At 63.1% G+C, this 21640-nt stretch carries 20 protein-coding genes and 3 pseudogenes; 6 read left to right on the top strand and 17 right to left on the bottom strand.

Annotated elements, in window-relative coordinates:
* Nucleotides 1-101: 101 nt before the first annotated feature.
* From RHA1_RS01585 to RHA1_RS01580, 3 genes and pseudogenes are all read right to left on the bottom strand, one after another.
* Nucleotides 102-1184, bottom strand: a complete 1083-nt coding sequence (locus RHA1_RS01585; RefSeq protein ID WP_011593597.1) for an LLM class F420-dependent oxidoreductase — start codon at nt 1182-1184, stop codon at nt 102-104.
* 110 nt (nt 1185-1294) lie between these two features.
* Nucleotides 1295-2671, bottom strand: coding sequence for a class-II fumarase/aspartase family protein (locus RHA1_RS45520; RefSeq protein ID WP_237726826.1), 1377 nt, complete (start codon nt 2669-2671; stop codon nt 1295-1297).
* Between the two features lie 263 nt (nt 2672-2934).
* Nucleotides 2935-3332: pseudogene (locus RHA1_RS01580) on the bottom strand (DDE-type integrase/transposase/recombinase); the annotation flags it as partial.
* Nucleotides 3333-3377: 45 nt separating this feature from the next.
* Here RHA1_RS01580 and RHA1_RS01575 point away from each other — a divergent pair.
* Together RHA1_RS01575 and RHA1_RS01570 are read left to right on the top strand one after the other, a co-directional pair.
* Nucleotides 3378-3707, top strand: a complete 330-nt coding sequence (locus RHA1_RS01575) for a carboxymuconolactone decarboxylase family protein (RefSeq protein ID WP_009472874.1) — start codon at nt 3378-3380, stop codon at nt 3705-3707.
* 61 nt (nt 3708-3768) lie between these two features.
* Nucleotides 3769-4559 (top strand): annotated as a pseudogene (locus RHA1_RS01570) (enoyl-CoA hydratase).
* A 69-nt stretch (nt 4560-4628) separates the two neighbouring features.
* Here RHA1_RS01570 and RHA1_RS01565 read toward each other — a convergent pair.
* Nucleotides 4629-5860, bottom strand: a protein-coding gene (locus tag RHA1_RS01565; protein ID WP_085996103.1) for an IS3-like element ISRhosp5 family transposase whose coding sequence is annotated in 2 segments (ribosomal slippage) — nt 4629-5539 and nt 5539-5860 — 1233 coding nt in all. Because the reading frame shifts where the segments join, the coding sequence is not laid out codon by codon here.
* A gap of 736 nt (nt 5861-6596) precedes the next feature.
* Between RHA1_RS01565 and RHA1_RS45515 the strand changes: the two genes are divergently transcribed.
* Nucleotides 6597-6809 carry a hypothetical protein gene (locus RHA1_RS45515; RefSeq protein WP_157173910.1) on the top strand — a complete coding sequence of 71 codons (213 nt, stop codon included), beginning with the start codon at nt 6597-6599 and terminating at the stop codon, nt 6807-6809.
* 10 nt (nt 6810-6819) lie between these two features.
* On the opposite strand, the gene RHA1_RS01555 is transcribed toward RHA1_RS45515, so the two are convergent.
* From RHA1_RS01555 to RHA1_RS01530, 6 genes are all read right to left on the bottom strand, one after another.
* Nucleotides 6820-8256 carry an aldehyde dehydrogenase family protein gene (locus RHA1_RS01555; protein ID WP_011593591.1) on the bottom strand — a complete coding sequence of 479 codons (1437 nt, stop codon included), beginning with the start codon at nt 8254-8256 and terminating at the stop codon, nt 6820-6822.
* Between the two features lie 278 nt (nt 8257-8534).
* A complete protein-coding gene (locus RHA1_RS01545) occupies nt 8535-9065 on the bottom strand; it encodes a MaoC family dehydratase (protein ID WP_009472868.1) in 531 nt (176 codons plus the stop codon).
* 3 nt (nt 9066-9068) lie between these two features.
* Nucleotides 9069-10046 carry an HpcH/HpaI aldolase/citrate lyase family protein gene (locus RHA1_RS01540; protein ID WP_009472867.1) on the bottom strand — a complete coding sequence of 326 codons (978 nt, stop codon included), beginning with the start codon at nt 10044-10046 and terminating at the stop codon, nt 9069-9071.
* A gap of 7 nt (nt 10047-10053) precedes the next feature.
* Complete coding sequence (locus RHA1_RS52835; RefSeq protein ID WP_011593590.1) at nt 10054-10722, bottom strand: CaiB/BaiF CoA transferase family protein; 669 nt, start codon at nt 10720-10722, stop codon at nt 10054-10056.
* A gap of 4 nt (nt 10723-10726) precedes the next feature.
* On the bottom strand, nt 10727-11266 hold the full coding sequence (locus tag RHA1_RS52830) for a CaiB/BaiF CoA transferase family protein (RefSeq protein WP_011593589.1): 540 nt from the start codon (nt 11264-11266) through the stop codon (nt 10727-10729).
* The gene (locus RHA1_RS01530) at nt 11263-12453 is read right to left on the bottom strand and encodes an acyl-CoA dehydrogenase family protein (RefSeq protein ID WP_011593588.1); all 1191 of its coding nucleotides are present in this window, start codon (nt 12451-12453) and stop codon (nt 11263-11265) included. The genes RHA1_RS52830 and RHA1_RS01530 overlap by 4 nt, the downstream gene beginning before the upstream one ends.
* Nucleotides 12454-12823: 370 nt before the next feature.
* On the opposite strand from RHA1_RS01530, the gene RHA1_RS01525 reads away from it, so the two are divergent.
* On the top strand, nt 12824-13564 hold the full coding sequence (locus RHA1_RS01525; protein WP_011593587.1) for a GntR family transcriptional regulator: 741 nt from the start codon (nt 12824-12826) through the stop codon (nt 13562-13564).
* 71 nt (nt 13565-13635) lie between these two features.
* On the opposite strand, the gene RHA1_RS01520 is transcribed toward RHA1_RS01525, so the two are convergent.
* Entirely contained in the window at nt 13636-14937 is a 1302-nt protein-coding gene (locus RHA1_RS01520) for an MFS transporter (protein ID WP_050787229.1), read from the bottom strand.
* A gap of 437 nt (nt 14938-15374) precedes the next feature.
* Between RHA1_RS01520 and RHA1_RS01515 the strand changes: the two genes are divergently transcribed.
* Nucleotides 15375-16598, top strand: coding sequence for an MmgE/PrpD family protein (locus RHA1_RS01515; protein WP_011593585.1), 1224 nt, complete (start codon nt 15375-15377; stop codon nt 16596-16598).
* Between the two features lie 16 nt (nt 16599-16614).
* Here RHA1_RS01515 and RHA1_RS01510 read toward each other — a convergent pair whose 3' ends face one another.
* The 4 genes from RHA1_RS01510 to RHA1_RS01495 all read right to left on the bottom strand — a co-directional run bounded on the left by RHA1_RS01510 (nt 16615) and on the right by RHA1_RS01495 (nt 19550).
* Nucleotides 16615-17253, bottom strand: coding sequence for an HD domain-containing protein (locus RHA1_RS01510; protein WP_009472861.1), 639 nt, complete (start codon nt 17251-17253; stop codon nt 16615-16617).
* Between the two features lie 134 nt (nt 17254-17387).
* Nucleotides 17388-18347: a GlxA family transcriptional regulator gene (locus tag RHA1_RS01505; RefSeq protein WP_011593584.1), complete on the bottom strand. Its 960-nt coding sequence runs from the start codon at nt 18345-18347 to the stop codon at nt 17388-17390.
* Nucleotides 18348-18487: 140 nt separating this feature from the next.
* Entirely contained in the window at nt 18488-18988 is a 501-nt protein-coding gene (locus tag RHA1_RS01500) for a helicase associated domain-containing protein (protein ID WP_009472859.1), read from the bottom strand.
* A 151-nt stretch (nt 18989-19139) separates the two neighbouring features.
* The gene (locus tag RHA1_RS01495; protein ID WP_011593583.1) at nt 19140-19550 is read right to left on the bottom strand and encodes an AMIN-like domain-containing (lipo)protein; all 411 of its coding nucleotides are present in this window, start codon (nt 19548-19550) and stop codon (nt 19140-19142) included.
* Nucleotides 19551-19747: 197 nt separating this feature from the next.
* On the opposite strand from RHA1_RS01495, the pseudogene RHA1_RS49195 reads away from it, so the two are divergent.
* Nucleotides 19748-19903: pseudogene (locus RHA1_RS49195) on the top strand (FAD-dependent oxidoreductase); the annotation flags it as partial.
* 60 nt (nt 19904-19963) lie between these two features.
* On the opposite strand, the gene RHA1_RS01490 reads toward RHA1_RS49195, so the two are convergent.
* Together RHA1_RS01490 and RHA1_RS01485 are read right to left on the bottom strand one after the other, a co-directional pair.
* Entirely contained in the window at nt 19964-20596 is a 633-nt protein-coding gene (locus RHA1_RS01490) for a VOC family protein (protein ID WP_011593582.1), read from the bottom strand.
* 75 nt (nt 20597-20671) lie between these two features.
* Nucleotides 20672-21430: an SDR family oxidoreductase gene (locus RHA1_RS01485; RefSeq protein WP_009472855.1), complete on the bottom strand. Its 759-nt coding sequence runs from the start codon at nt 21428-21430 to the stop codon at nt 20672-20674.
* Nucleotides 21431-21640: the final 210 nt, after the last annotated feature.

Genomic DNA, 21640 nt, shown 5'->3' with positions numbered 1-21640 from the left:
CCTTGTGGTCGCGATCAGGGGACCGGTATGCACGCTGCCTCGTGCCGATATCTCCCTATTGTGATTCCGAAGAACCCGACATCTTATCGGCTACCGTATGTTCAGCGTTTGTTTACACGGTGGAAGATCTCGAGTGCCGTGTCCAGCATTTTTCTGCTCTCGGTGAACCAAGGATCTTGAAGGTTCAGATCGATGATCAGCTCGTCGACGCCCACTTTCGACGCAGCGACGACGTCCTCGACAATCTGGTCGAGCGTGCCGACGAAAGGTGTGCGTTCGGCCCCCGCGAGCTCGGAGGTGAGAGTTATATTTGCACAGACGATGTGCTCGAGGTGTTCGGCGGAGCGACCTAGTTCGACGGCCCGCTCGCGGATCTTGTTCCAGGTGGATTCGATCTCCTGGAAACCTTTTGAGCCGAAGGGAATAGACAGCCATCCATCGGCTCGAGAAGCGATTCGTTCGATGGTCCGGGGGGTACCTCCGCCCCCGATGAGAACAGGCACTCGTGACGCCGGCTTTGGGGCCACGATAGCGTTGTTGACGATCGTTCGTCGTCCTTGGTAGCTCACTGGGTCCGGTCCCCATGCTGCCGCGAGGACATCGAGCGTCTCGTCGAGGTAGCGCCCTCGAAACTTGGGATCCGCTCCTGCGGCGCGTATTTCGTCTTTCGACCATCCGGCACCGAATCCCGCGACGAATCGGCCTTCACTGATCTGATCGATTGTTGCTATTGTTTTCGCCAGTTGGAAAGGAATATGTTGCGCGGCTATCAGCACGCTCGTCCCAAGACGCACGTGACTCGTTACCATCGCGGCAGCGGCAAGTACGCTGAGTGGATCTGCGGTTTGCCGATAATAGGATGGCCAATCGCCACCGGGCGGATCAGAGTATGGATAGGGTTCCTCGGGCGTTAGTGGATAGAGGCTTCGCTCATAGACCCAGAGGCTCTCAAATCCGTTATTTTCCGCAGTCTGAGCCACCTCGGTGACGTCTAGACGAAGGTTCACCTTGTCGCGTTGTGGTATCCGAAGTCCAAGTTTCAATTCTTGTTCCTTACGATTCGTCAGCCCAGCGCTTGCGTTCGGCCTTGTTTCGACTGCATATTGTGTGGTGTGCGCGACAAGGTAGTCACGACCGCCGGTGGGTTTCCCGCGCTCGTGCCCTCGTTGAACCGAATAGGGCACGAGTGTGCGCTCGAAATCAACTTCTCTGGACGCCGTACAAGTTGAGTGGATCGTTCCTGTCGCTGGCCTGCTCGCCGTAAGATTGAACAGGTGTCGGATCCGTACGGTTGCTATGAGCTGATGGAGGGTCGGTCCTCCGCCTCAGCGGTGAGCGCGCGACTGACGCGGTCTGCCACCTCGGGCGCGAAACCTAGGTATTGCGCTGGATCAAGAGCTTTCATTATCTGATCCTGCGACAGGTGGGAGGCTACTCGTTCATCGGCTGTCGCAACCTCGGAGAAGTTCAGGTTTTGAAGGTCGGCGGATCGGGTCAACTCGACAAGAAGGTGATGGGCATGATCACGTCCAATTGATGAATCAAGAATCATCATCAGCGATTCGGCGTTGACCTGGCCCCCGGTGATTCCGACATTTCTTCGCATACACTCGGCATTTACTTGCAAACCTTCCAGCAGATGGTTCAGATCGGCTGCCATCGCGCCAGATCCAACCATCAACTCAGGGACAGTCAGCCACTCGACAGCCCATGCCCCCATGTCTCGTTCGTGCTGGTGAGCGCCATTTCGGAGTAGCCCAGCGGATAGGCTTTGCGCAATTCGTGCTTTGGCTACGATGCCTTCGGAAAGGTGCGGATTTCGCTTTTGCGGCATCGTCGATGATCCGATGTGACCAGGCTGGAGAGGCTCGACCAGTTCCCCAAATTCTGTGGATTGCAGGCGAATCACCTCTGCCGCGATCCTCTCGGATACACCAGCGAGGAGGGCCATCAAGGAACCTAGCTCGGCTATGCGGTCTCGAGTCGCGTGCCAGGGTGCCACTGGTTCCGTAAGGCCGAGCCGCGATGCCACACCCGCTTTTACTTCGAAGGCACGGTCACCGTACCCCGCCATGCTTCCGGCGGCACCGAAGATCTGAACTGTGAGAATTCGATCGCGCGATTCTGCTATGCGTGTTTGCAACCGCTGCAGCTCATCTACCCAGGTAGCGGCCTTCAGACCGAATGAGATCGGAACGGCGTGTTGTCCATGCGTTCGACCAACTTGAGTAGTGTTGCGATGTTTCAGAGCGAGCGACGCGGCTGCCTTCGTGGCTGCAGCTACATCGCGCTCAATACCCTGCAGTGATTGACGCAGTTGAAGGGCTTGACCGGAATCCATAATGTCTTGAGAAGTTGCACCGTAGTGCACGAACTGTCCAAACTCTGTGCCAACCAACTTCTCCAGCGCGTTAACCATCGGAACGATTGGATGTTGCGTTGCGTTGACGTGTTGGCGCAGCTTATTGATATCGAAAAGATCGCTCTGGCAGTGCGCTGAAATACGCTGCGCAGCTTCGGCCGGGATGATTCCGAGTTCAGCCTGAGTTTGTGCTAGAGCGCGCTCTACATCCAGCCACCCCTGCAGTCGCTGCGGTCCGTCGAAAATCGCACGTTGTTCGGCGTTGCCGAAAAAGTCACGTAGCAGGTCATCGTCAAGTCCCACGCCCATGGTTCCGCCTTCGTGTCGGTTTGTGCGCAGGAGATCCGCGCCGCAGCTCTGTCTATTGGCATGCTGTTCCGCTAGTCGGCACGCCGTGTGTTGATAGTCCAACACCGAGTCTGCGTTGTCAATTCCCGTTTTCAGTATGTCGGAGATAGCGTCGCTGGTCGGGCCACAATGGCCGATCTGATGTTGTCCACGGTTGAGCTATCTGGCTGCTGCTCCCACGGTGCCCCAGGTCTATGCCGAGCATTGAACCAGCGAACTCACTCGGCCGCCTCCCGCTCCGCCTCGGCCCGTCCGGTCCATACCCATTCCCAGCGGATGGGCTCGGTCATGTAGAGCCCTATGGCCGACTCCATCATGGCATTATCGAGGGCGTCGGCGACGCTGCCGATCGAGCCCGTGATCCCGGATTCGACCAACGCCTCGGTGAACGCTAGCGACCTGTACAGACTGCCCGCATCCGCGTGATGCACCAAACCTGTTAGAGTGAAACGGAAATCAGTCCTCCGTCGCGTGAACAGCGCTTGCTCGAGGACGCCGCTGACCAACGGCGTGGCCTCGTAGTCATCACCCGCCAACCCAGAATTCGGCGGGAGAAGACATCGACGCAGAATGCGGTTTAGACGAACTCGGCCAATGTCCACACGAAGGTGACGTTGGCGACCGTTGTCTCGAAACGCTCTTCGAGCCATTATCTGAAGGAAACTTGATGACTGTGATGACGCACAACCATCGCACGGCGCCGCTCGGTGACCGAGCCAGCTCTATGGGGCAGGCGCTGGCCGCCTTCAATGCCTCGGTCTTCACCGGACCCGGTGAGATCCCCCGAAAATACCGAGAACTCATGGCCGTGGCGGTCGCACTGACCACGCAGTGCGAAGGATGCATCAAGGTGCACACCAATGATGCCGTCGCCTGCGGTGCAAGCGATGAAGAGTTGGCGGAGGCGACCTATATCGCAGCCAGTCTCAGAGCCGGAGGTGCTGTCGTGTACGGCCTGAAGTCCCTCGCGTCCGCCGAGCGTATCCGCAACAGCTAGGCCGAGTGCCATCAGCGCCCAGCGGCTGCATTGTCCTGCTGCTGGTTTAGAAAGGGAGACGATGACCGACTCGAGAATTGGCTCGGCGTCAATCGGCATCAGCGCCGACGGACCCATTGGTTGGATCACTCTGACGGATCCAGATCGTCGTAATCCCCTGTCGGTGAACGTGATGCGAGGGATTCGGGACGCTCTCGGTGCGTTGGGAGGCGATAACTCGATCCGAGTGATCGTGCTCCAGGCGAGCGGGGCGGCATTTTCCGCCGGCCACGATCTCAATGAACTCGTTGGGTGCTCTCTCGATGACGGACGCGCGGTCTTCGCTGCTTGCATCGAGATGATGCAGGCGATACATCGCGTTCCTCAACCGGTCATTGCCTCGGTGCAGGGTGTGGCACTCGCGCGGGTTGTCAACTCGTCGCTGCCTGTGACCTGGCGGTGGCGTCCTCGACGGCTCGATTCGGCACTCCGGGGGTCAAGATCGGCTTGTTCTGCTCGACACCGATGGTCGCACTCTCCCGTGCGATCGGCAGAAAGCGGGTCCTACGGATGCTCCTTACCGGTGAGATGATCGATGCGGTCACGGCAGAGACCTGGGGTCTGATCAACCTCGTCGCCGAACCCCAAACCCTGACCGAGGTAACGCGATCGTTGGCCGAAACGGTCGCGGGGGCGAGCGCACTGACCCTGGCTACCGGGAAAGAAGCCTTCTACCGGCAAATCGAATTGTCCGAGGACGAAGCGTACCGGCAGATGCAAGAGACGATGGCTGTGAATGCCACCACTTACGATGCGCAGGAGGGGATTACCGCCTTCCTCGCCAAACGTCCCCCTGTCTGGCAACACCGCTGACTGCCCGTCTCGGCACGACCCTTCAACAGCCGGGCGAGGGCGTTCCCCCCGAGATGTGGACACCAATTCCTATGCAGCGGTGGCCAGCGTAGCCGATCGCTGCTCGAACTCGATCGGACAGATCTGACCGAGGGTGGAATGCCTCCTTCGCGTGTTGTAGCGGGTGATCCAGCGGAAGATGGCGGCGCGGGCCTCACCCGCACTGTTCCAGCGCTTCCGCCCCTGCAGCGTCTCCCGTTTCAACGTCGCGTTCAGCGACTCGGCGGCCGCGTTGTCCGCCGACGTTCCGACCGCACCCCGCGACCGGGTCACCCCCAGCTCGCGGCAGAGGTCGGCGAACTCGGCCGATGCATACTGGGCTCCGTTGTCGGAGTGGAAAATTGACCCCTCGAGCCCTGCGGCGCCGCGACAGGCCGCCGCCGCCCGCATCGCATCGGTGACCAACTCGGTACGCATGTGGTCGGCGATCGACCACCCCGCCAACCGTCGCGAGCCCAGGTCCAACACCGTCGCCAGATACAGAAATTCACCGTCACCGACTGGGAGGTAGGTGATGTCGCCGACGTATCGAGTGTTCGGTGCGCTCGCGGTGAAGTCCCGCCGGATCAGGTCCGGCACCGCGGCCGCGTCCGGATCGGGGACGGTGGTGCGCACCGGTTTGCGCAGGTGCACCCCGACGATCCCGTGCTCACGCATCACCCGCTCGACCCGCTTGTGATTGACCTCGATCCCGGCCTCGCGCAGTTCGGCCGTGATGCGCGGGGCACCGTAGGTGCCATCGAAGTCGGCATGGATAGCGCGGATCCGCTCGGCCAGCTCCTCGTCGGCGCGGGCACGGGCGGCCCGGGCCGGTCCGGAGGTCCGCCACCGGTAGAAGCCCGAGCGGGAGACTTCGAGGATCTGGCACAGCCACTTCACCGGAACGGTGTCGCAGTGGTCGTCAACGAACTGGAAGCGGCTCACCAATTCGTCTCGCCCGCGAAATACTTCGCGGCCTTGCGCAGGATCTCCCGCTCGGTTTCGAGCTTCCGGATTTGGGCCTTGAGCTGCTTGTTTTCTTCCTCCAACACGGACTCGGACGATACCTCGCCGGCCCGGGATGCCGGCCGCGCAGCCCCGTCGGCCCGGAGCTCGGCCGTGGAGGTACCGGTGCGTTTGCGTTCGGCCCGCACCCAGTTGCGCAGGGTCTCGCGGCTGACTCCCAGGTCGTTGCCGATGCCCTCAAAGGTGTGGCTCGGGTCGGACAGGTACAGCGCGACGGCATCGGCCTTGAACTCCGCCGAGTACGCCTTCATCGCCATCAGTGACATCTCTTCCTCTGGGACCTTCACGACCCAGTGTTCACGATGTCCTCACTCAGGGGGGAACCCCCCGAAGCGTGGTTCGCCTGCGGGTAGGTTAGTCATTCGGAAGATGCCGGCATCCGTCCGTCCGATTTGGTGGCGACAAGCGGGCGGCATGCGGAGTGGATCGGAGTGGGCAACCCAGGACAACACCCGATCGCGCCATACCTGCGGAAATCACGGTGGGCTCGCGGGGTGTGCCCCGCGAGCCCGGACGGGACGGCCGTGACGATCGCGCGGTGTTCACTGCGATCGTGTAGGTACGAGGTAAGTCAGTCGCGATCGGGAGGATTGACAGGGCTACGGGGTTCCCGGGTCGCGGTCCGTGGCTTCTACATGCCAGCGGATCGCTACTACTTGGGAAATTTCTTCCACAATGCCTCAGCGATGGAGAACGCCCCCCGTGCTGAGCTGTGCTCTGTGCCGGGGCGTTGTCGCGGTGTGTGACGCGCCCGCCTACTGTCCAGGCGAACAATGAGATCGCCGTATTCCGGGCGATCGTCGAGGAACTTCGAACATACGGGCAGACCGGTCGCACCTTTCATCGGTTGTCGCGGGCGAGGTCGAGCGCCTGTTACACGAATAGGGCAGCGAATGCACGGTTTTCGGATCTTTCCACGACTCTCGTGTGCGAGTAGAACGACGTCCTCGGGCTGGGCCCGATATTGCCTTGGATCCTGAGCGGTTCAGTGAGGTGTCGCAGATCGAAATACCCCAGAATGCCGACCGGCTCTCCTCGAACCCGGAGTTCGAAGCGATGCCGATCGGCATTGTGGACGACTCGGGCCTCCTCGGGTTTGGTGCATTGCGCACTCCCGTCGACGCCCCAGCTACTGCGCCGCTTATGGGTGCTGCGATCTATCCCGTTGATTGTCTCGTCGGCGTACTTAGTCATCGAGAGACGTGATCTGCGGACGTCATAACCGTGCGGTAATCGTCTTGAGCTGGCAGTAGTGCTTGAGCGCCTCGAAGCCCTTCTCCCGGCCGAAACCGCTCAACTTGTAGCCACCGAACGGGGTTTCGACACCACCGGCGAAATACTGGTTGATGAAGACCTGCCCCGCCTCGATGGCGCCGGCCACGCGATGAGCCCGGCCGTGGTCTCTGGTCCAGACCCCCGCGACGAGTCCGTAGTCGCTGTCGTTGGCGATCTCGACCGCCTCCTCATCGGAATCGAATCGGAGCACCGTCAGCACCGGGCCGAAGATCTCCTCGCGCGCCACGCGCATCGTGTTGTCGACGTCGACGAAGATGGTCGGCTCGATGAACAACCCACGGCCCAGCCGCCCGGTATCGGCGACGTGTCCACCGGTCGCGACACGCGCACCCTCGCTGGGCCCGAGTTCAAGATACGAGCGGACCTTGTCGAACTGCCCTCGCGTGGCCAGGGATCCGATATCCGGGTCCTCGATGCCCGGCGCGATGACCGTGGTCTTCGCGTGCTGGACGAGCCGACCGACCAACTCGTCGTGCACCGAAGAATGCACCAGCAACCGGCTGCCGGCAGAACATACCTGTCCCGCCTTGGTGGTGAACGCGGTCCAGGCGCCTGTCGCGGCCGCGTCGAGATCGGCGTCATCGAAGACGATGTTGGGGGACTTCCCGCCCAACTCGAGAGTCAGCGGAATCAGTCGTTGGGCGGCCGCCCGCATGATCGCCCGGCCGGTCTCCACCGAGCCGGTGAAGACGATCTTGCGGACCTTGTCGTGGCCGGTCAGCGCAGCTCCCGCATCAGCACCGAATCCGGGGACGACGTTGAGAACGCCCGCGGGCAGTCCCGCTTCGACGGCGAGACGGCTCATCTCCAGTGCCGACAGTGGCGTGTCCTCGGCGGGTTTGAGGACCACCACGTTGCCCATCGCCAATGCGGGTGCGATGGCCCGCGCGGCCTGGTTGATCGGCGCATTCCAGGGTGTGACCACGCCGATCACGCCGAACGGTTCGTTGCGGGTGTACGAGAGGTAGTCGGGTCCCAGCGGAATCGTCTCGCCGTGTACCTTGTCTGCCGCCCCGCCGTAGTACTCGAAGTATCGTGCGGCAGTCTCGATGTCCACGTTCGACTGCGACAACGTCTGACCGGTATCCAGTGTTTCGATTCGGGCCAGTTCGTCTGCGTGTTCACGCAGTGTGCGGGCGACCTCGAGGAGGATGCGACCGCGAGTGGCGGCCGGGGTGTCACGCCACGAGCGGAAGGCGCTCTGCGCTACGGCAACTGCTGCCTCGATATCCTCCGCGCCGCCGAGCGCGACTTCGGCGATGACGTCGCCTGTGGCGGGATCACGAGTGGAAAAGTACTGCCCACTCTTACTGCGCTCGTCATGTCCGCCGACGAACGTTTCGTAACGCTCTCGCATTGTGCTTCCTATTCCGAGTGGTGCACCCGGGTAACCGGCCGCACCGAGATCGTGCCGATATATGGCACAGTGTTTCTGTTGATAGCTTGGTTCGTTCCCGCGATCTCTGTCAAGGGCCGGGCGTCCTCCCACCAGCGGAGGAACACCCGGCCCGGATCGAAGATCGGAGGGACGAACTCGTCGATCCGCGGACCACGCAGCCGACCCGCAGATCCCATCCGGCTTCGGTGAGAACGGCTGTGGGCGTTGTAGGCGGGAACCCTCCCAGCCGGGGTCGACTACACGTGCGGCAGCGGGCGAGCGGGCTGTTCGCCGCCGCGTGCGTCGCCGTAGCTTCGCTTGGGTACGAGAACTTTGCGTCGGAAGATGCAGACGATCTGCCCGTCCTGCTTGTAGCCGCGGGTCTCGACGTACACGACGCCTCGGTCGTCCTTGGACTTCGAGGGCGTGACTTCCAGGACCTCGGTTTCGCCATAGATCGTGTCGCCGTGGAACGTCGGCTTGACGTGCCGCAACGATTCGATTTCGAGGTTGGCGATCGCTTTGCCGGACACATCCTGTACGGACATGCCGAGCAGAAGCGAGTAGACGTAGTTGCCCACGACCACGTTGCGCCCGAATTCTGTTGTCTCCTGAGCGAAGTGGGAGTTGATGTGCAACGGGTGGTGGTTCATCGTCAGCAGGCAGAACAGGTGATCGTCGTATTCGGTGACGGTCTTGCCTGGCCAATGCCTGTAGATTGCTCCGACTTCGAAATCCTCGAAGTACCGTCCGAACTGCATGTTCTGCTCTTTCTCCGTGGTCGTCACTGTTCACACACCGCTCTCTACGGTCTCGATCTCCGGCTTCCACACATCGAGTCGTTCCATGCCGGCCGCGCGGCCCTGGCCTGCGATGACCAACGCCATCTTGCGGGACGCCTCGTCGATCATTTCGTCGCCGAGCATCACGGCGCCCTTGCGGCCGCCCTGGTCGGAGGTGAACCACTCGTACGCGGCGAGGATGTTCTCGGCATGGTCGTAGTCGGCCTGGGCGGGACTGAAGGTGTCGTTGGCGGCGTCGATCTGGGCCGGATGCAGCACCCATTTCCCGTCGTAGCCGAGTGCGGCGGCCTGTCCGGCAACCCGGCGAAAGCCATCGACGTTACGGACCTGAACATAGGGTCCGTCGATTGCCTGCAGCCCGTTCGCTCGGGCGGCCATCAGGATCCGCATCAGCGGGTAGTGGAACGCGTCGCCGACCCCATAACCCGGCGGCTGCTCACCGATCACGAGCGACTTCATGTTGATGCTCGCCATGAAGTCGCCCGGGCCGAAGATGATCGTTTCGGTACGCGGCGACGCGGCCGCGATCTCGTCGACGTTGATCAATCCGGCGGCGTCCTCGATCTGCGCCTCGATTCCGATTCGGCCTACCTCGAAACCCATGGTCTTCTCGATCTGGGTCAGAGTGAAGTCGAGCCAGGCGATCTGGGCAGCCGACTGCACCTTCGGAAGCATGATGCAGTCAAGATTCTCACCGGCACCTTCGACGACCTCGACCACGTCACGATAGGTCCAGTGGGTGGTGAGATCGTTGACCCGCACCACGCGAATCTTCGATCCCCACCCGCCTTCGTTGAGTGCCGAGACGATGGTCTTGCGCGCACCAGGTTTCGCGAGTGGAGCACACGCGTCCTCGAGATCCAGGAAGACCTGGTCGGAATCGAGACCCTTCGCCTTCTCGATCATCTTCGGGTTCGAACCGGGAACCGCGAGGCAGGAACGCCGCGGTCGTTGTGTTCTGGACATGATCTCCCTATCTTGTTTCTTCGAGCTGGAGGGCAGCTGTTGCGTTGTCGAACTGGGCCAGCACTTCATCGGTATGTTCACCGAGTAGCGGTGCTCGCCGGACATGCGTCGAGGGCGCATCCGCGAACTTGATCGGAGAGTTGGCGATCGTCACCGGGTGGGGCACGCCGGGATGATCGACCTCGACCAACATGTTGCGGGCACGCACGTGGGGATCCGCATAGATGTCCTCGACGGTGTTGACCGGTGCCACCGGGACCTTGCCGCCGAGTGTTTCCACGATCTGGTCCTTGGTCCGGGTGGTTGTCCACGCGGTCACCGCAGACATGGTGAAGTCACGATTGACCAGTCGGCTGACGTTGTCCCTTGTGCGTTCGTCCGTAGCCAACTCGGGGCGCCCGATTACCGCACAGAGTTGCTGCCAATGTTTGTTGCCCGGCGCGGCGATACTGACCCACCCGTCTGCGGCGGGCACGACATCGAAGGGGCAGAGCAGGGGATGGCTGTTTCCCTGCCGGGTCGGTACGTCGCCGGTGTAGGAGTGCTGGTAGACGGCGCGTTCGCACATGGCCAGCATGGCGTCGTACATCGACACGTCGACGAAGCCGCCGACTCCGTCGCGGCGTGCACGGTGCACGGCCGACAGCAGGCCGATCACCGCGAAGAGTGCAGGCACGGTGTCACCGAGACCGGGACCGGTCTTGATCGGGGGGGCGGTCGGGCTCGCCGGTGATTTCCATCAAGCCGCTGACAGCCTGGACGGTGATGTCGTACGCCGGCCAGTCCCGCATCGGGCTGCTGCCGGTGCGTTCGTCACCGAATCCGCGGATCGCCGCATATACCAGGTGGGGATTCTTCTCCTGGAGTCGCTCGTAGGACAGCCCCAGCCGGTCCATGACCCCGTGGCGGAAGTTCTCCACGACGACATCGGCGTGCGCGACCAGTTCGAGCAGCGAGGCGCGCCCCTCCTCGGTGGTGAGGTCGAGAACGACACTGCGCTTGTTGCGATTGACGCTCTGGAAATACCCGCCGAATGCGCGTAGTTCGTCATCCGGTGCGAACGGTCCCTGCTCTCGGATGAAGTCACCATGAGGGGGTTCGATCTTGATCACGTCGGCGCCCAGATCTCCGAGGACCATAGTGGCGAAGGGCCCCGCGAGCATGGTCGTCAGGTCGATCACCACGACATCGTTCAGTGGCCCGGCGACCGGCGATGTCATCGTGTCTGCCTTCCGAGGATCGAATCCGAGATGATCTTCAGCTGGATTTCCGACGTGCCCTCGAAGATTTTGGTGAGCTTGGCATCCCGCCAGTACCGTTCGACGGCGAAATCCGTGGTGTATCCGGCACCGCCGTGAATCTGCAGGGCCTCACTGGTCACTCGTTCGGCCATCTCGGTGGCGAGGTACTTGACCATCGATGCTTCCACGGTGTTGCGCCGGCCGGCGTCGACCTCGGTGCACACCCGGTACATCAGCGATCGGGCCGCCTCCACCTCGGTGGCCATGTGCGCGATCTTGAATCGGATCGCCTGGTTCTCGCCGATCGGTCGGCCGAACTGGACGCGTTGCCGCGCATAGGCAACGGAGTCTTCGAGCGCTCCGCGTGCCACGCCGATGGCGCGGGCGGCGGTATGAATCCGGGCGGTCTCGAGATCGCCCATGGCGACCTTGAAGCCCTCGCCTTCGGGGCCGACCATGGAGTCACCAGCGGCGTAGGCGTTGTCGAAGGACAGCTCCCACGTCTTCCATCCGTGATATCCGATCTTCCGTACCGGCGTGCCCGTCACTCCCGGGGGCAGCTCACCCCGAGGCTTCGGCATGATGAAACAGCTGATACCGCGCGATCGGTGGTCGCGGTCAATGGGTGACGTACGGGCAAATACCTGAAGGTAGTCGGCTCCGTCGGCGAACGTGCACCACATCTTCTGGCCGCTGATCCGCCACCCGTCGGCTTCTCTGCGGGCCCGAGTCGACAGCGCTGCCACATCGGATCCTGCATCGGGCTCGGACAAGGCAAAGGCGCTGAGGAAATCGCCCGTAGCCATCCGCGGCAGGTACTCGCGGCGCTGTTCCTCGGTGAAACCCGCGGTGAATTGTTGTCCGCGAGTGATCAGGCTCGACACGCTCATCCACGCGCGGGCAAGTTCCTCGACGATCAGGGCGTATTCGAAGACCCCGAGGCCCAGCCCGCCGTATTCCTCGGGAATCAGAACACCGAAAAAGCCCAGCTCGGCCATCTTCTGGCGCAGTTCCATCGGAATCTCACCCTTGACCGGATCGAGTTCGTTCGCCACGGGCAATACTTCCTTGGCGGCGAACTCTCGCGCCATCGCCTGGATCGCGAGGCGCTCGTCGGTGAGATACCCGGCTCCTGACGAACCGACGTCGTCAACTACAGCAGTCATGAGGCTTCAACCCTTCATCCGTGCCTCTATACGGCACAGTGTTCCGATATGGATCAGGATGCCCCACCGTAGCCGTATTGGTCAACCCTCCCTCTGGTGAGTGGTGGCGCCAAACGCTGTCAATGCAGGTCAAGGGCATATTACAACCGACATCCGGTCCGGTCCTGGTTCTCCGATGTCGGCCGGGGCTCGCGCTGTTGGCAGGGTTGCCGGGTGCGCAGAGACGCGAAGTGGTGTGCCGATACATGGAATACCGTGCTGCAATCGACTACCATGGTTCCGTCCGATCCAGAGGGATCGGCCTGCGAAGACAGCACCTCGCGGCGACTGATGATGCCGAAGGGCGACAGGAACGGATCGGTGTGGGCTGATGGGTGGCCGTGACAACGAACAAACGCCGGCGCATCGTCGGTTGTCCCACGCGCTGCGCGAGCAAATCGCTGCAGGCCACTTTCACGGTGGTCGCCAGCTTCCCACCGAACTCGAACTTGCCGAACAGTATGGGTTGAGTCGGCAGACGGTGAGGCGAGCATTCTACGATCTCGTGGCGGATGGCCTGGTGTATCGCGTTCCGGGGAGGGGCACGTTCGTCTCCGAACTGGGGAGTAGGCACCTCCGGCGGCTCGGACCGATTGAAGAACTGACCAATCTCCCCACGGGCACCACCACGGAAATCGTTGCGCCTCTGCGACGTAGGGCCGATATCGAAGCCGCAAGCCGTTTACGCCTCGACAATGACTTCGTCTCCACGATCGCGTATGTACGCCGGTACGCGGGGATCGTGTTCGCGATGACGACCGTCCATCTGCCGGATCTGCACGCGCAGCATCTGTGTGGCGGCGCGGCGACGGAGCCGGGCGCGATCGGAGCGCACACGATCATCGGTCTTCTGGAACCTCACCTGGCGTCTCCCGTTGTCGAACTCGTGCAGTCGATCACCGTGGCGCCGGCGTCCGAGGAGACCGCCCATCACCTCGACTGCCCCGTCGGACATCCGCTGTTGCGCGCAGATCGCGTGTATCTCGATTCGGACAGTCGGGCAGTCGAGTTGGCGGTCGGCTACTACCTGCCCGAGCACTACACCTACCGAAACACCATTGGCAGAAGTTGAGGGGTTCTTCTCGGGCCGCCAGTGGCGGCCCGAGAAGGAGCGAATCCCGTGAACAGGGGGAGAAATGTCGATCAGGAATCTTCGCCCGAAATGTCGCTGCGGAACGTTTCCGGTACCGCTATGGCCCCCAGGAGCGTAATAATCGCGGTGGCCACGATGTACCACGGAAAATATTGGGAGTAACCGGCATTGGCTAGGCTAGTGGCTACAAGCGGGACCGTGCCGCCGAAGATTGCCACCGAGAGCGAGTAGGGAAAGCCTAGGCCGCTCACTCGTACGTGCGGTGGGAAGTTTTCGACCATCACAGCTGACGTGATCGATGTGCAGAGGCTCAACAGCAGTAGCCCGACGAGCTGAATGCATATCAGAACCGAAAAGTTCGAGCTTGTTATCGAGAGCAGGAAAGGCGTCACGATGACGGTGCCGACGCCGAATGCGTACATGCACGGCTTACGTCCATATCTGTCGGAGATCAACCCGGCCACCGGCTGTGCGAGTGTGTAGAGGATCAGCGTGATGATGCCGACCGTCATTGCGGTGGTGGCAGAGGCGCCGTTCTGGATCTGGAAGTACGTAGTCAGGTACGTCGCCCAAAAATATTGTCCAACACCCATTCCGGTGGCGATAGCAAACACGATCAGGGACTGTCTGGGGTAACGCTGCAGGGCATTGAGCGGGTTGCGGCTAACCGGTGCCGCGCCCTCGTCGGAGGCGGTGGTCTCGAGCGTTTCCTGCGTCCCGCGGCGAATGTACCAGGCCACGATCGCAGCCAGGGCGCCGACCGCGAAGGGGATTCGCCAACCGTAGTCCCGCATCGCATCTTCACCGATGAGTGCGACGAACAACGTGATGAAGGCGAGACATGTCAACTTTCCTATACCCGAGGCGACGAACATGAAGCTCGAGTAGAAACCACGTCGGCCGGCGGGTGCGGATTCGACGATGAAGGCACCCGCCGTCGTGTATTCGCCTCCAGCGGACAATCCCTGCAGGATGCGTGCAACGGTGAGGATTATGGGCGCGGCGACACCGATCTGGCTGTACGTGGGGCAGATGGCGACAAGCAGGCTGCCGCCGGCCATGAGGCTGATGGTGAGGCTCAAGGCTCGCCGCCGGCCGTACCTATCTGCAAACAGTCCGATGAAAAGCCCTGCCAGCGGACGTGCGAGGAACCCGACGGCAAAGACGCCGAATGCGCTCAGGAGCGGCACCAGTCCCGACTCCGAAGAGGGGAAGAAGGAAGATGCGAAGTAGACCGCGAGGTAGGAGTACGCGAGGAAATCGAAGAACTCGACCGAGTGTCCGACAGTGCCCGCGATCAGCTGTCGCCTCGGGTTCGAGATGGCCGCTTTGTCGGATGTTTCTATCTTCATTGCGAAGCGTCTTTCTGTGAAGGCGTTGCTCGTGATTGTGGAGGGCAATGGCTGCCTGTGGCCCGATGGCGTTCCATTCGTGGGAGGGGCCTGACCCCGGACCCGTGACTCGACCATCGCATCGGGAAAATCTGCGATCGGTGCGAGCCCGTCACAGGGGCGTAGACAGTGAAGCCGATATCGGGTGTGCTGCATATCGGCACAGTGTGTCGGAAAATGAGTATCGTGCTTCGGATCACACTCTGTCAAGGGTGCCTCATCGCGTTCGCCCACGTCGAAGTGTTCTGCGCTACAGGCCAGGTAGGAATGAGTAAGTAGTGAACGTGCAGGGAGACGTGGTGGCGACTCGTTGAACGCTGTGCCGAAGAACGGTATGGTGTGCCACGAACTGTGGAGCTGGGCGCACTGGGCGCACCGGTGGGGTGAAGGAGTGGGCTATGGCGATTGCGCCGCACGAATCAACCGATGCCATCGCGCACGAACTCGCAGGGTGGGCCGTCGGTATCGAGCCAGGCGCCGGGGATCTCGATCTCGCTCGACGTGCTCTGGTCGACACCATTGCAGTAACCCTTGCCGCACTGGATGATCCGGCAGCTGCGTGGACGGATGGTCTGCCGGCTGCGCTGCGCTGGGCAGCGGTCGGGCACGTGCTCGATTTCGACGATCTGCACATACCCTCCACGACCCACATCAGTGTGGTGTGCGTTCCCGCCACGTTGTCGGCGGGCGGCGGTGGGCGGGAGTACCTGGCTGCGGCGGGGGTGATGGCACGTCTGGGTACCGCGCTCGGTTGGAACCACTACACACAGGGGTGGCACACCACCGCGACGGTCGGTGCCATCTCGGCTGCTGTCGCGGCGGGGCTGTCGTTCGGGCTCGATTCCGAGGGTATCGCTACTGCGATGGCGCACGCCGTCCCCGCCGCAGGTGGCGTCCGCCAGGCCTTCGGCACCGCAGGCAAGTCGATTCAGGTCGGATTCGCTGCCCAGGCTGGTGTGCGTGCGGCCGGACTCGCCGCTGCCGGCGCGACTGCCGACCCTCGTGCTGTCGGTGAATGGTTCCGGCTCGTCGGCGGGCGGATGTCCCCGCACGTCGAAGGTCCCATCATTCCGGATGGTCTCGGGCTGAAGCTTCACCCGTGTTGCTACGCGCTCCAGCGTCCAATCGCGGCGGTTCGGTCGCTTGGGTCGTTATCGGTCGACGACATCGCCCGCATACGGGTGCACACTCCGAACAGCGCGGTTTTGCCGTTGATACACAACTTTCCGAGTTCGGGTCTGGAAGGTAAGTTCTCGCTGAACTACGGCATCGCGGCAGCCCTGCTGGACGGGTTCCCCGATATCGGGAGCTTCACCGACCCTGCTGTGCAGCGGCCGGAAGTGCGGAGCATTCTCGACCGCGTCAGTCTGGTCGCCGAGCCCGTGGGCGAGGGGGTGCTCGATGGAGACTGCACGGTAGTCGTCGAACTCCGCGACGGATCACAACTCGAGGCCGTGGTCGACCTGCCTGTGGGGCATCCGCGCCGGCCTGCATCCGTCGCAGATTTCGAAGCCAAAGTTCGAGGGTGTGTCGGTGATGAACGGGCGGCCGAGATACTGAACCTGGACTGGGTTTCGGCAGCGGCATTGTTGCAACGTCATCTGCCGGGCGGTGGCAACTGAAGAACCGGTACGGACATCATTCCGACCAAGCGGAATTCAGGATCACATCGACGAAGTCACCCCGGACGAAGCCGGGAACGAAGTGTGCCAGCACATCGGCCTTCACGTTGCCGAACGTGGTGTCCGGGCGGTCTTCGAGTCCGTCCGTGAAGGCGGCGAGGATCTCGTTCTTGAAGTCCGGCCGCGGGTGGGAGGCAACGACGGCGGCACGTTCCTCGTCGGTGATCGCGTCGTAGCCGATACCGAGTACGTCGAGTTCGACGCCGCGGGTAAGCAGCGCGATCTCCGGTGCCATATGCAGTGGAATCTCGGGGGTGGTGTGGAGTGCGATGCTCGTCCACACCGTGTCTGCATCGTCTTCGCCGATTCCGTGGGAGCGGAGGAAGGTGCGGGCCTCGTCGGCGCCGTCGATCTCGAATCGCTGATCCGCGCGGCGGTACTTCGCCGTGAGGCCGAGGTCGTGGAACATGGCCCCGACGTACAACAGCTCGGGATCGAACGCGAGCTTCTGATGTCGGGCTCGGAGTGAGCCGAACAGGAACACACGCCGGGAGTGGTGGTAGATCAACGGGTTCGCGGCCTCCCGCACCAGTTCCGTTGCCTCGTTGACCACGACGGTGTCGGGAATCTCGATGCCTGCGACGGTGTCGGTCATGCGTTTCTCGCTTCCGGAAGTTCTGGTCCGCGGGGGTGCGGCTGATCTACTTCACAGTGACATTGTCAGGCGTGGCGGAAACCGCCGTTCCGGCCCACTTCCGCACAGATCGGGACATGTCCGGTCGGCTGCTCTCAGCGACGGGTGGAGTGGAATTGCTGCCGATACGCCCGCGGCGACACCCCGAGATGCTGGATGAAACTGCGTCGCAAGGTCTCCGGGCTGCCGAATCCGCTGTGCTGCGCCGTGGAAGTCACGGTGTGTCCTGCATCGAGCATGGCTTTGGCGGTGTCGAATCGGATCAGCTCAACGTACTTGGCCGGGGTGGTCCCCAGCTCGTCCTGGAACAGCCTGGTCAGATGCCGAGGACTGACGTTGGCGCGCGCGGCGAGCCGGGTGATGGAGTGGTCACCGGTGGGATCCGCGGCTACGGCATCGACCACCTCGCGGAGCTGTCCGGTGCGTGGCCGCGGCCCGCGCAGGCTGGGGGAGAACTGGGACTGACCGCCCGGTCGCTGCAGGAACACCACGAGTGACTGGGCGACCGCTCGTGCCAGTTCGGTGCCGTGATCGCGTTCGACGAAAGCCAGGGCCAAGTCGACGCCGGCGGTGACACCTGCCGAGGAGAAGATGGTGCCGTCCTCGACGAAGATGGCGTCGGGTTCCACGGTGATCCGGGGATATCCGCGCGCGAGGGTATCGGCGTGCTGCCAGTGGGTGGTCGCGCGCCGACCGTCGAGGAGCCCGGCCGCCGCCAGGATGAACGCACCAGTGCAGATCGAGGCCATCCGGTCGGCGTTGCCGGCCAGCGTGGTGGCCGCACCGGCGAGTTCCGGGCTCACCGGCGTCGACGGAAAAAGGTCGCCACCCATCACCAGCGCGGTCGACAGACGACCTGTGTTTGCGGCATCGACATCGACGGAAATCCGCATCCCGGTGGACGCGGTCACGTCGACTGCCCCGACCGAGCACAACACCAACTCATACGTGGCGCCGAGTCGATTGGCCTCCGTGAAGACCTCGGATGGACCGGCGACGTCGAGCATCTTCACGCCGTCGAACACGAGCACACCGACACGGTGGGGCACATCCATGAGCTCATCTTCCTCGCATCATGTTCTCAATGGACCGCCGGCGCGGACCCGCCACCGACACGTTGGGGGGGCTATCGAGTGTTGCCGGTGATACTCGAACATCTGTACAGCAAGACTATTCGGCCTACGGGCAGTCTGCCTCACATCACCTGTCCGACGAGGTGTGCTGATGTCCGGGGTCCTCGTGGTCGTGGACCGGGGGACACCCCGAGGACGGAGAGTGTGCGACGCTCTTTGTCCGGCAACGCGTCGGCCCTCCACTTCTTCACCGCCCGGTAGAGCCACTGGCCCACCTGTTCACCGTCTGCGGTGACATAGTTCGCGGGAACAAGTGCGTTGCCGTGCTCTTCGCGGTAGGCGGCGATGGCGGTGAGCATCCGTCTCCGCTTGGCGTCGGTACGTGACACGGCCGGAAGTGGGACGTCGTCATCGCTCCACAGAAACCCGATCGCGTCGAGTTGCTCGATGCGCTGGGGCGGCAGTGTGCCGAGCATGCGGGCAATGCGCTGGCGGTCCTGCCAACGTCCCAGTCGGAAACCGCATTCGGTGACGTAGTCGGCAGGGACCGGAGTTCGGGGGTGCTGGTGCTGAAAAGCGCGGTAGAGCTGCAGGGCTGAGGCTGCGGGCCTGTTATCTCGCATCGAGATCGCATCCTTGTGAAAGCCGTCTAACGTTATCCGGATAGTCATCACTTCAAGTATGTCAACGAGTTTGACGATCTGTCACGAAAGTAGGCTCGTGTCGCCCCAGGAATGCAATCTCTGTCGGGGAAGCGAGTGCCCGGATGTGGCACTAGTCGTGGATGTCGACGGCGATCCTCGCCGGTTCCGTGAGTGCCGTGACCTGGAACTGCGGGTAGTCGGTACCGAGGCCGACGAACCACTGGGTCCCCCTTTCGTAGTTCGGTGTGAGGTGTACCTCCACGACGCTGTGCGCCGCGGGCTCCGGCAACGGGTTCGGTCCGTTGTACGCAGCGATCCCGCTCTCGGCCGAGGAGTCCGTGTCGAAGAAATAGATCTGCAGGATCGATCGACCGCTGATTCGTGTCGCGGTCTCCTTGCCGCGTTGTGTTGCCTCGGCGGCGTATTCGGCGCGCCAGGGCGGCGCGTAAGTGCCGCCGAAGTCGGGTCCGTCGGTGGGGGAGGATCCGGTCGTTGGGGCGGGGCACCTCCGCCCGACTGTGCGCTGGGGACCCTGCTCCACGGGATCGTTGTTCCTTCGACGGATCCCGTGTGCTCGCTGGTCGACTGGCAGCCCGCTGCCAGGGCGATGCATGCCATCATTGCCACGATTGGGATCCGTGTGCGCGTTTCGCCCCTCACGGTCTGGTTATCGCGCGGCATCGACGAGATGTGACTCGGGCGAAGCTAACGAGCAAGTAGCTGGTTCGTGACGCACGCGGTGGCGGAACCCAGTACGGCACGGCACTGGCCGCGCCGGTCGGGCGCATCGACTCGGCAGGCGCGGAAACCTCCGACATCTGGAACGGCTACATGGACGGCGCAATCCGCTCCGGCCGCCGCGCCGCCGACGAGATCCTCGCCGAACCGTCCTGAGCTCCGAGATGGCCCTGCCTTGCGCGGGACACAGTGCCGACGGCCGTCGCCCCCAACTCCTCAGGTGGGTAGCTCCGCCCCGGACTGTTCGGCGGCCATGTACTCGGCGTACCAATCGGGCCAGTTCGGGTCTTCTTCGCCGGTGCGCTCTTCGTGCCCGCCGTGGGCGGCCGCCGCGCGCCGGAGCGCCGCCGCGAGGTCGCGTGCAGAGCCGAACGAGGTGACGGCGGTGTCGATACGCCCGGGAAGCCTGGTGGTGACCTCCTGCAGCACCCAGGCGTTGCCGTCGGGGTCGCTGAACGACGCCAGCGAGAAGTAGCTGCGACGGTCCGGGTCCAGCCCGTCACCCGGGCCGTCCGGGCCGAGGTGGAACAGGGTCACCTCGATGTCGGCGGCGACCAGCTGGTCACGGGCAGCCTCGATGTCGGAGACGATGAGGTATCCCTTGGCGGAACCGGGTGCGGCCGTGGTGAGGTCGGCGCCGAAGTGGATCGAGGCGTCAGCACCGGGCGGGGTGAACTGGACGACGCCGGAGCCCGGCGGTGTGACGTCTTGTCTCCAACCGAGCCTGGTGTAGAACTCGGTGGCCCGGTCGACGTCCGTGACAGGAATGACGACGACCTCCAGCTTCATGTCGACCGGCGCGACATGCGTGCGGGTCGAATCGTTGGTCTGAACTTCGTTTGTGCTCACGGGTTGCCTCTCGGGTTGTGTCGGGAATTGATCGGGGTGGGTCCGTCGAGCCACCCACGTTTCGTCGTGTGGTCATCACGAGACGAACTGCTGCCCACCGTCGATGTCGTATGTCGCGCCGGTGAGCGCGGTGTTGCTCATGATGTGGACGGCCAGTGCGGCGACGTCGGCGGGGCCGACGACCCGGCCGATCGGAAGCGTTGTCCGCAATTCGTTCCTTCGCTCGTCCAGTCGATCTCCGAGCAGCGATGCCGACAGTGGGGTGTCGACGAAGCCGGCGGCGATGAGGTTGACGCGAACCGGCGCGAGCTCGAGCGCGAGGGCCGCCGTGAACGGGGGCAGTGCCGCGGTGGCGGCGGAGGCGATCCCCAGTCCGTGACCGATGCGCCGCCCGCCGGTTCCGCCCATGAGTATCAGCGTGCCGCCGGGCCTCATCTTGCTCGCCGCGTTGCGCGCGACCTCGAGCCCCAGCACCACGTGACCGCTGAGTTGTTCGCGCACCTCATCGGAGTCCATCTCGAGCAGGGGCGCGTAGCGTGGGCCCCCGGCCGTGACCAACACATGGTCGATCGGTGTCGGCAGGTCGTGGAAGAACCTGGCCAAGGAGGCCGTGTCGTTGGCGTCGAAGGCCGCGGTGCGTCGCGTGCCGACCTCTGTCGCTGCTTGGGCGAGCCGGTCAGAATTGCGGCCGGTGAGGATGACCTCGGCGCCCTCGGCCCGGGCGCGTCGAGCTGTTTCGAGCCCGATGCCTGCGCTGCCGCCGATCACGACGACGGTTTGTCCGGCCAGTTCCGGTTCGCGCTGGATGGAGACTGGAGTGGTTTCGGTGGTCATAGTTTCTCCGTCGGTAGCGTCGGCTGCCGATGGCCGGGATGCTTGCGAGCACAGCTCCCACGCTTCCTCCTCGGACCTGCCGCAGCCGTCGGCAGGACTGATCGCGACCTCACGGGACACCGTCGCGACAGCGGCCGCTGGTCGGCGTCCGTCTACGGAAATGCTTCTACAGTCGTCGCGGCCGGGCAAGGGTGGACGCGGAGTGGGTGG

The organism is Rhodococcus jostii RHA1, assembly GCF_000014565.1.
Lineage (GTDB): Bacteria > Actinomycetota > Actinomycetes > Mycobacteriales > Mycobacteriaceae > Rhodococcus_F > Rhodococcus_F jostii_A.
Note: the sequence above shows the minus strand (reverse complement) of the source record. Positions and strands in the feature narration are given on the sequence as shown.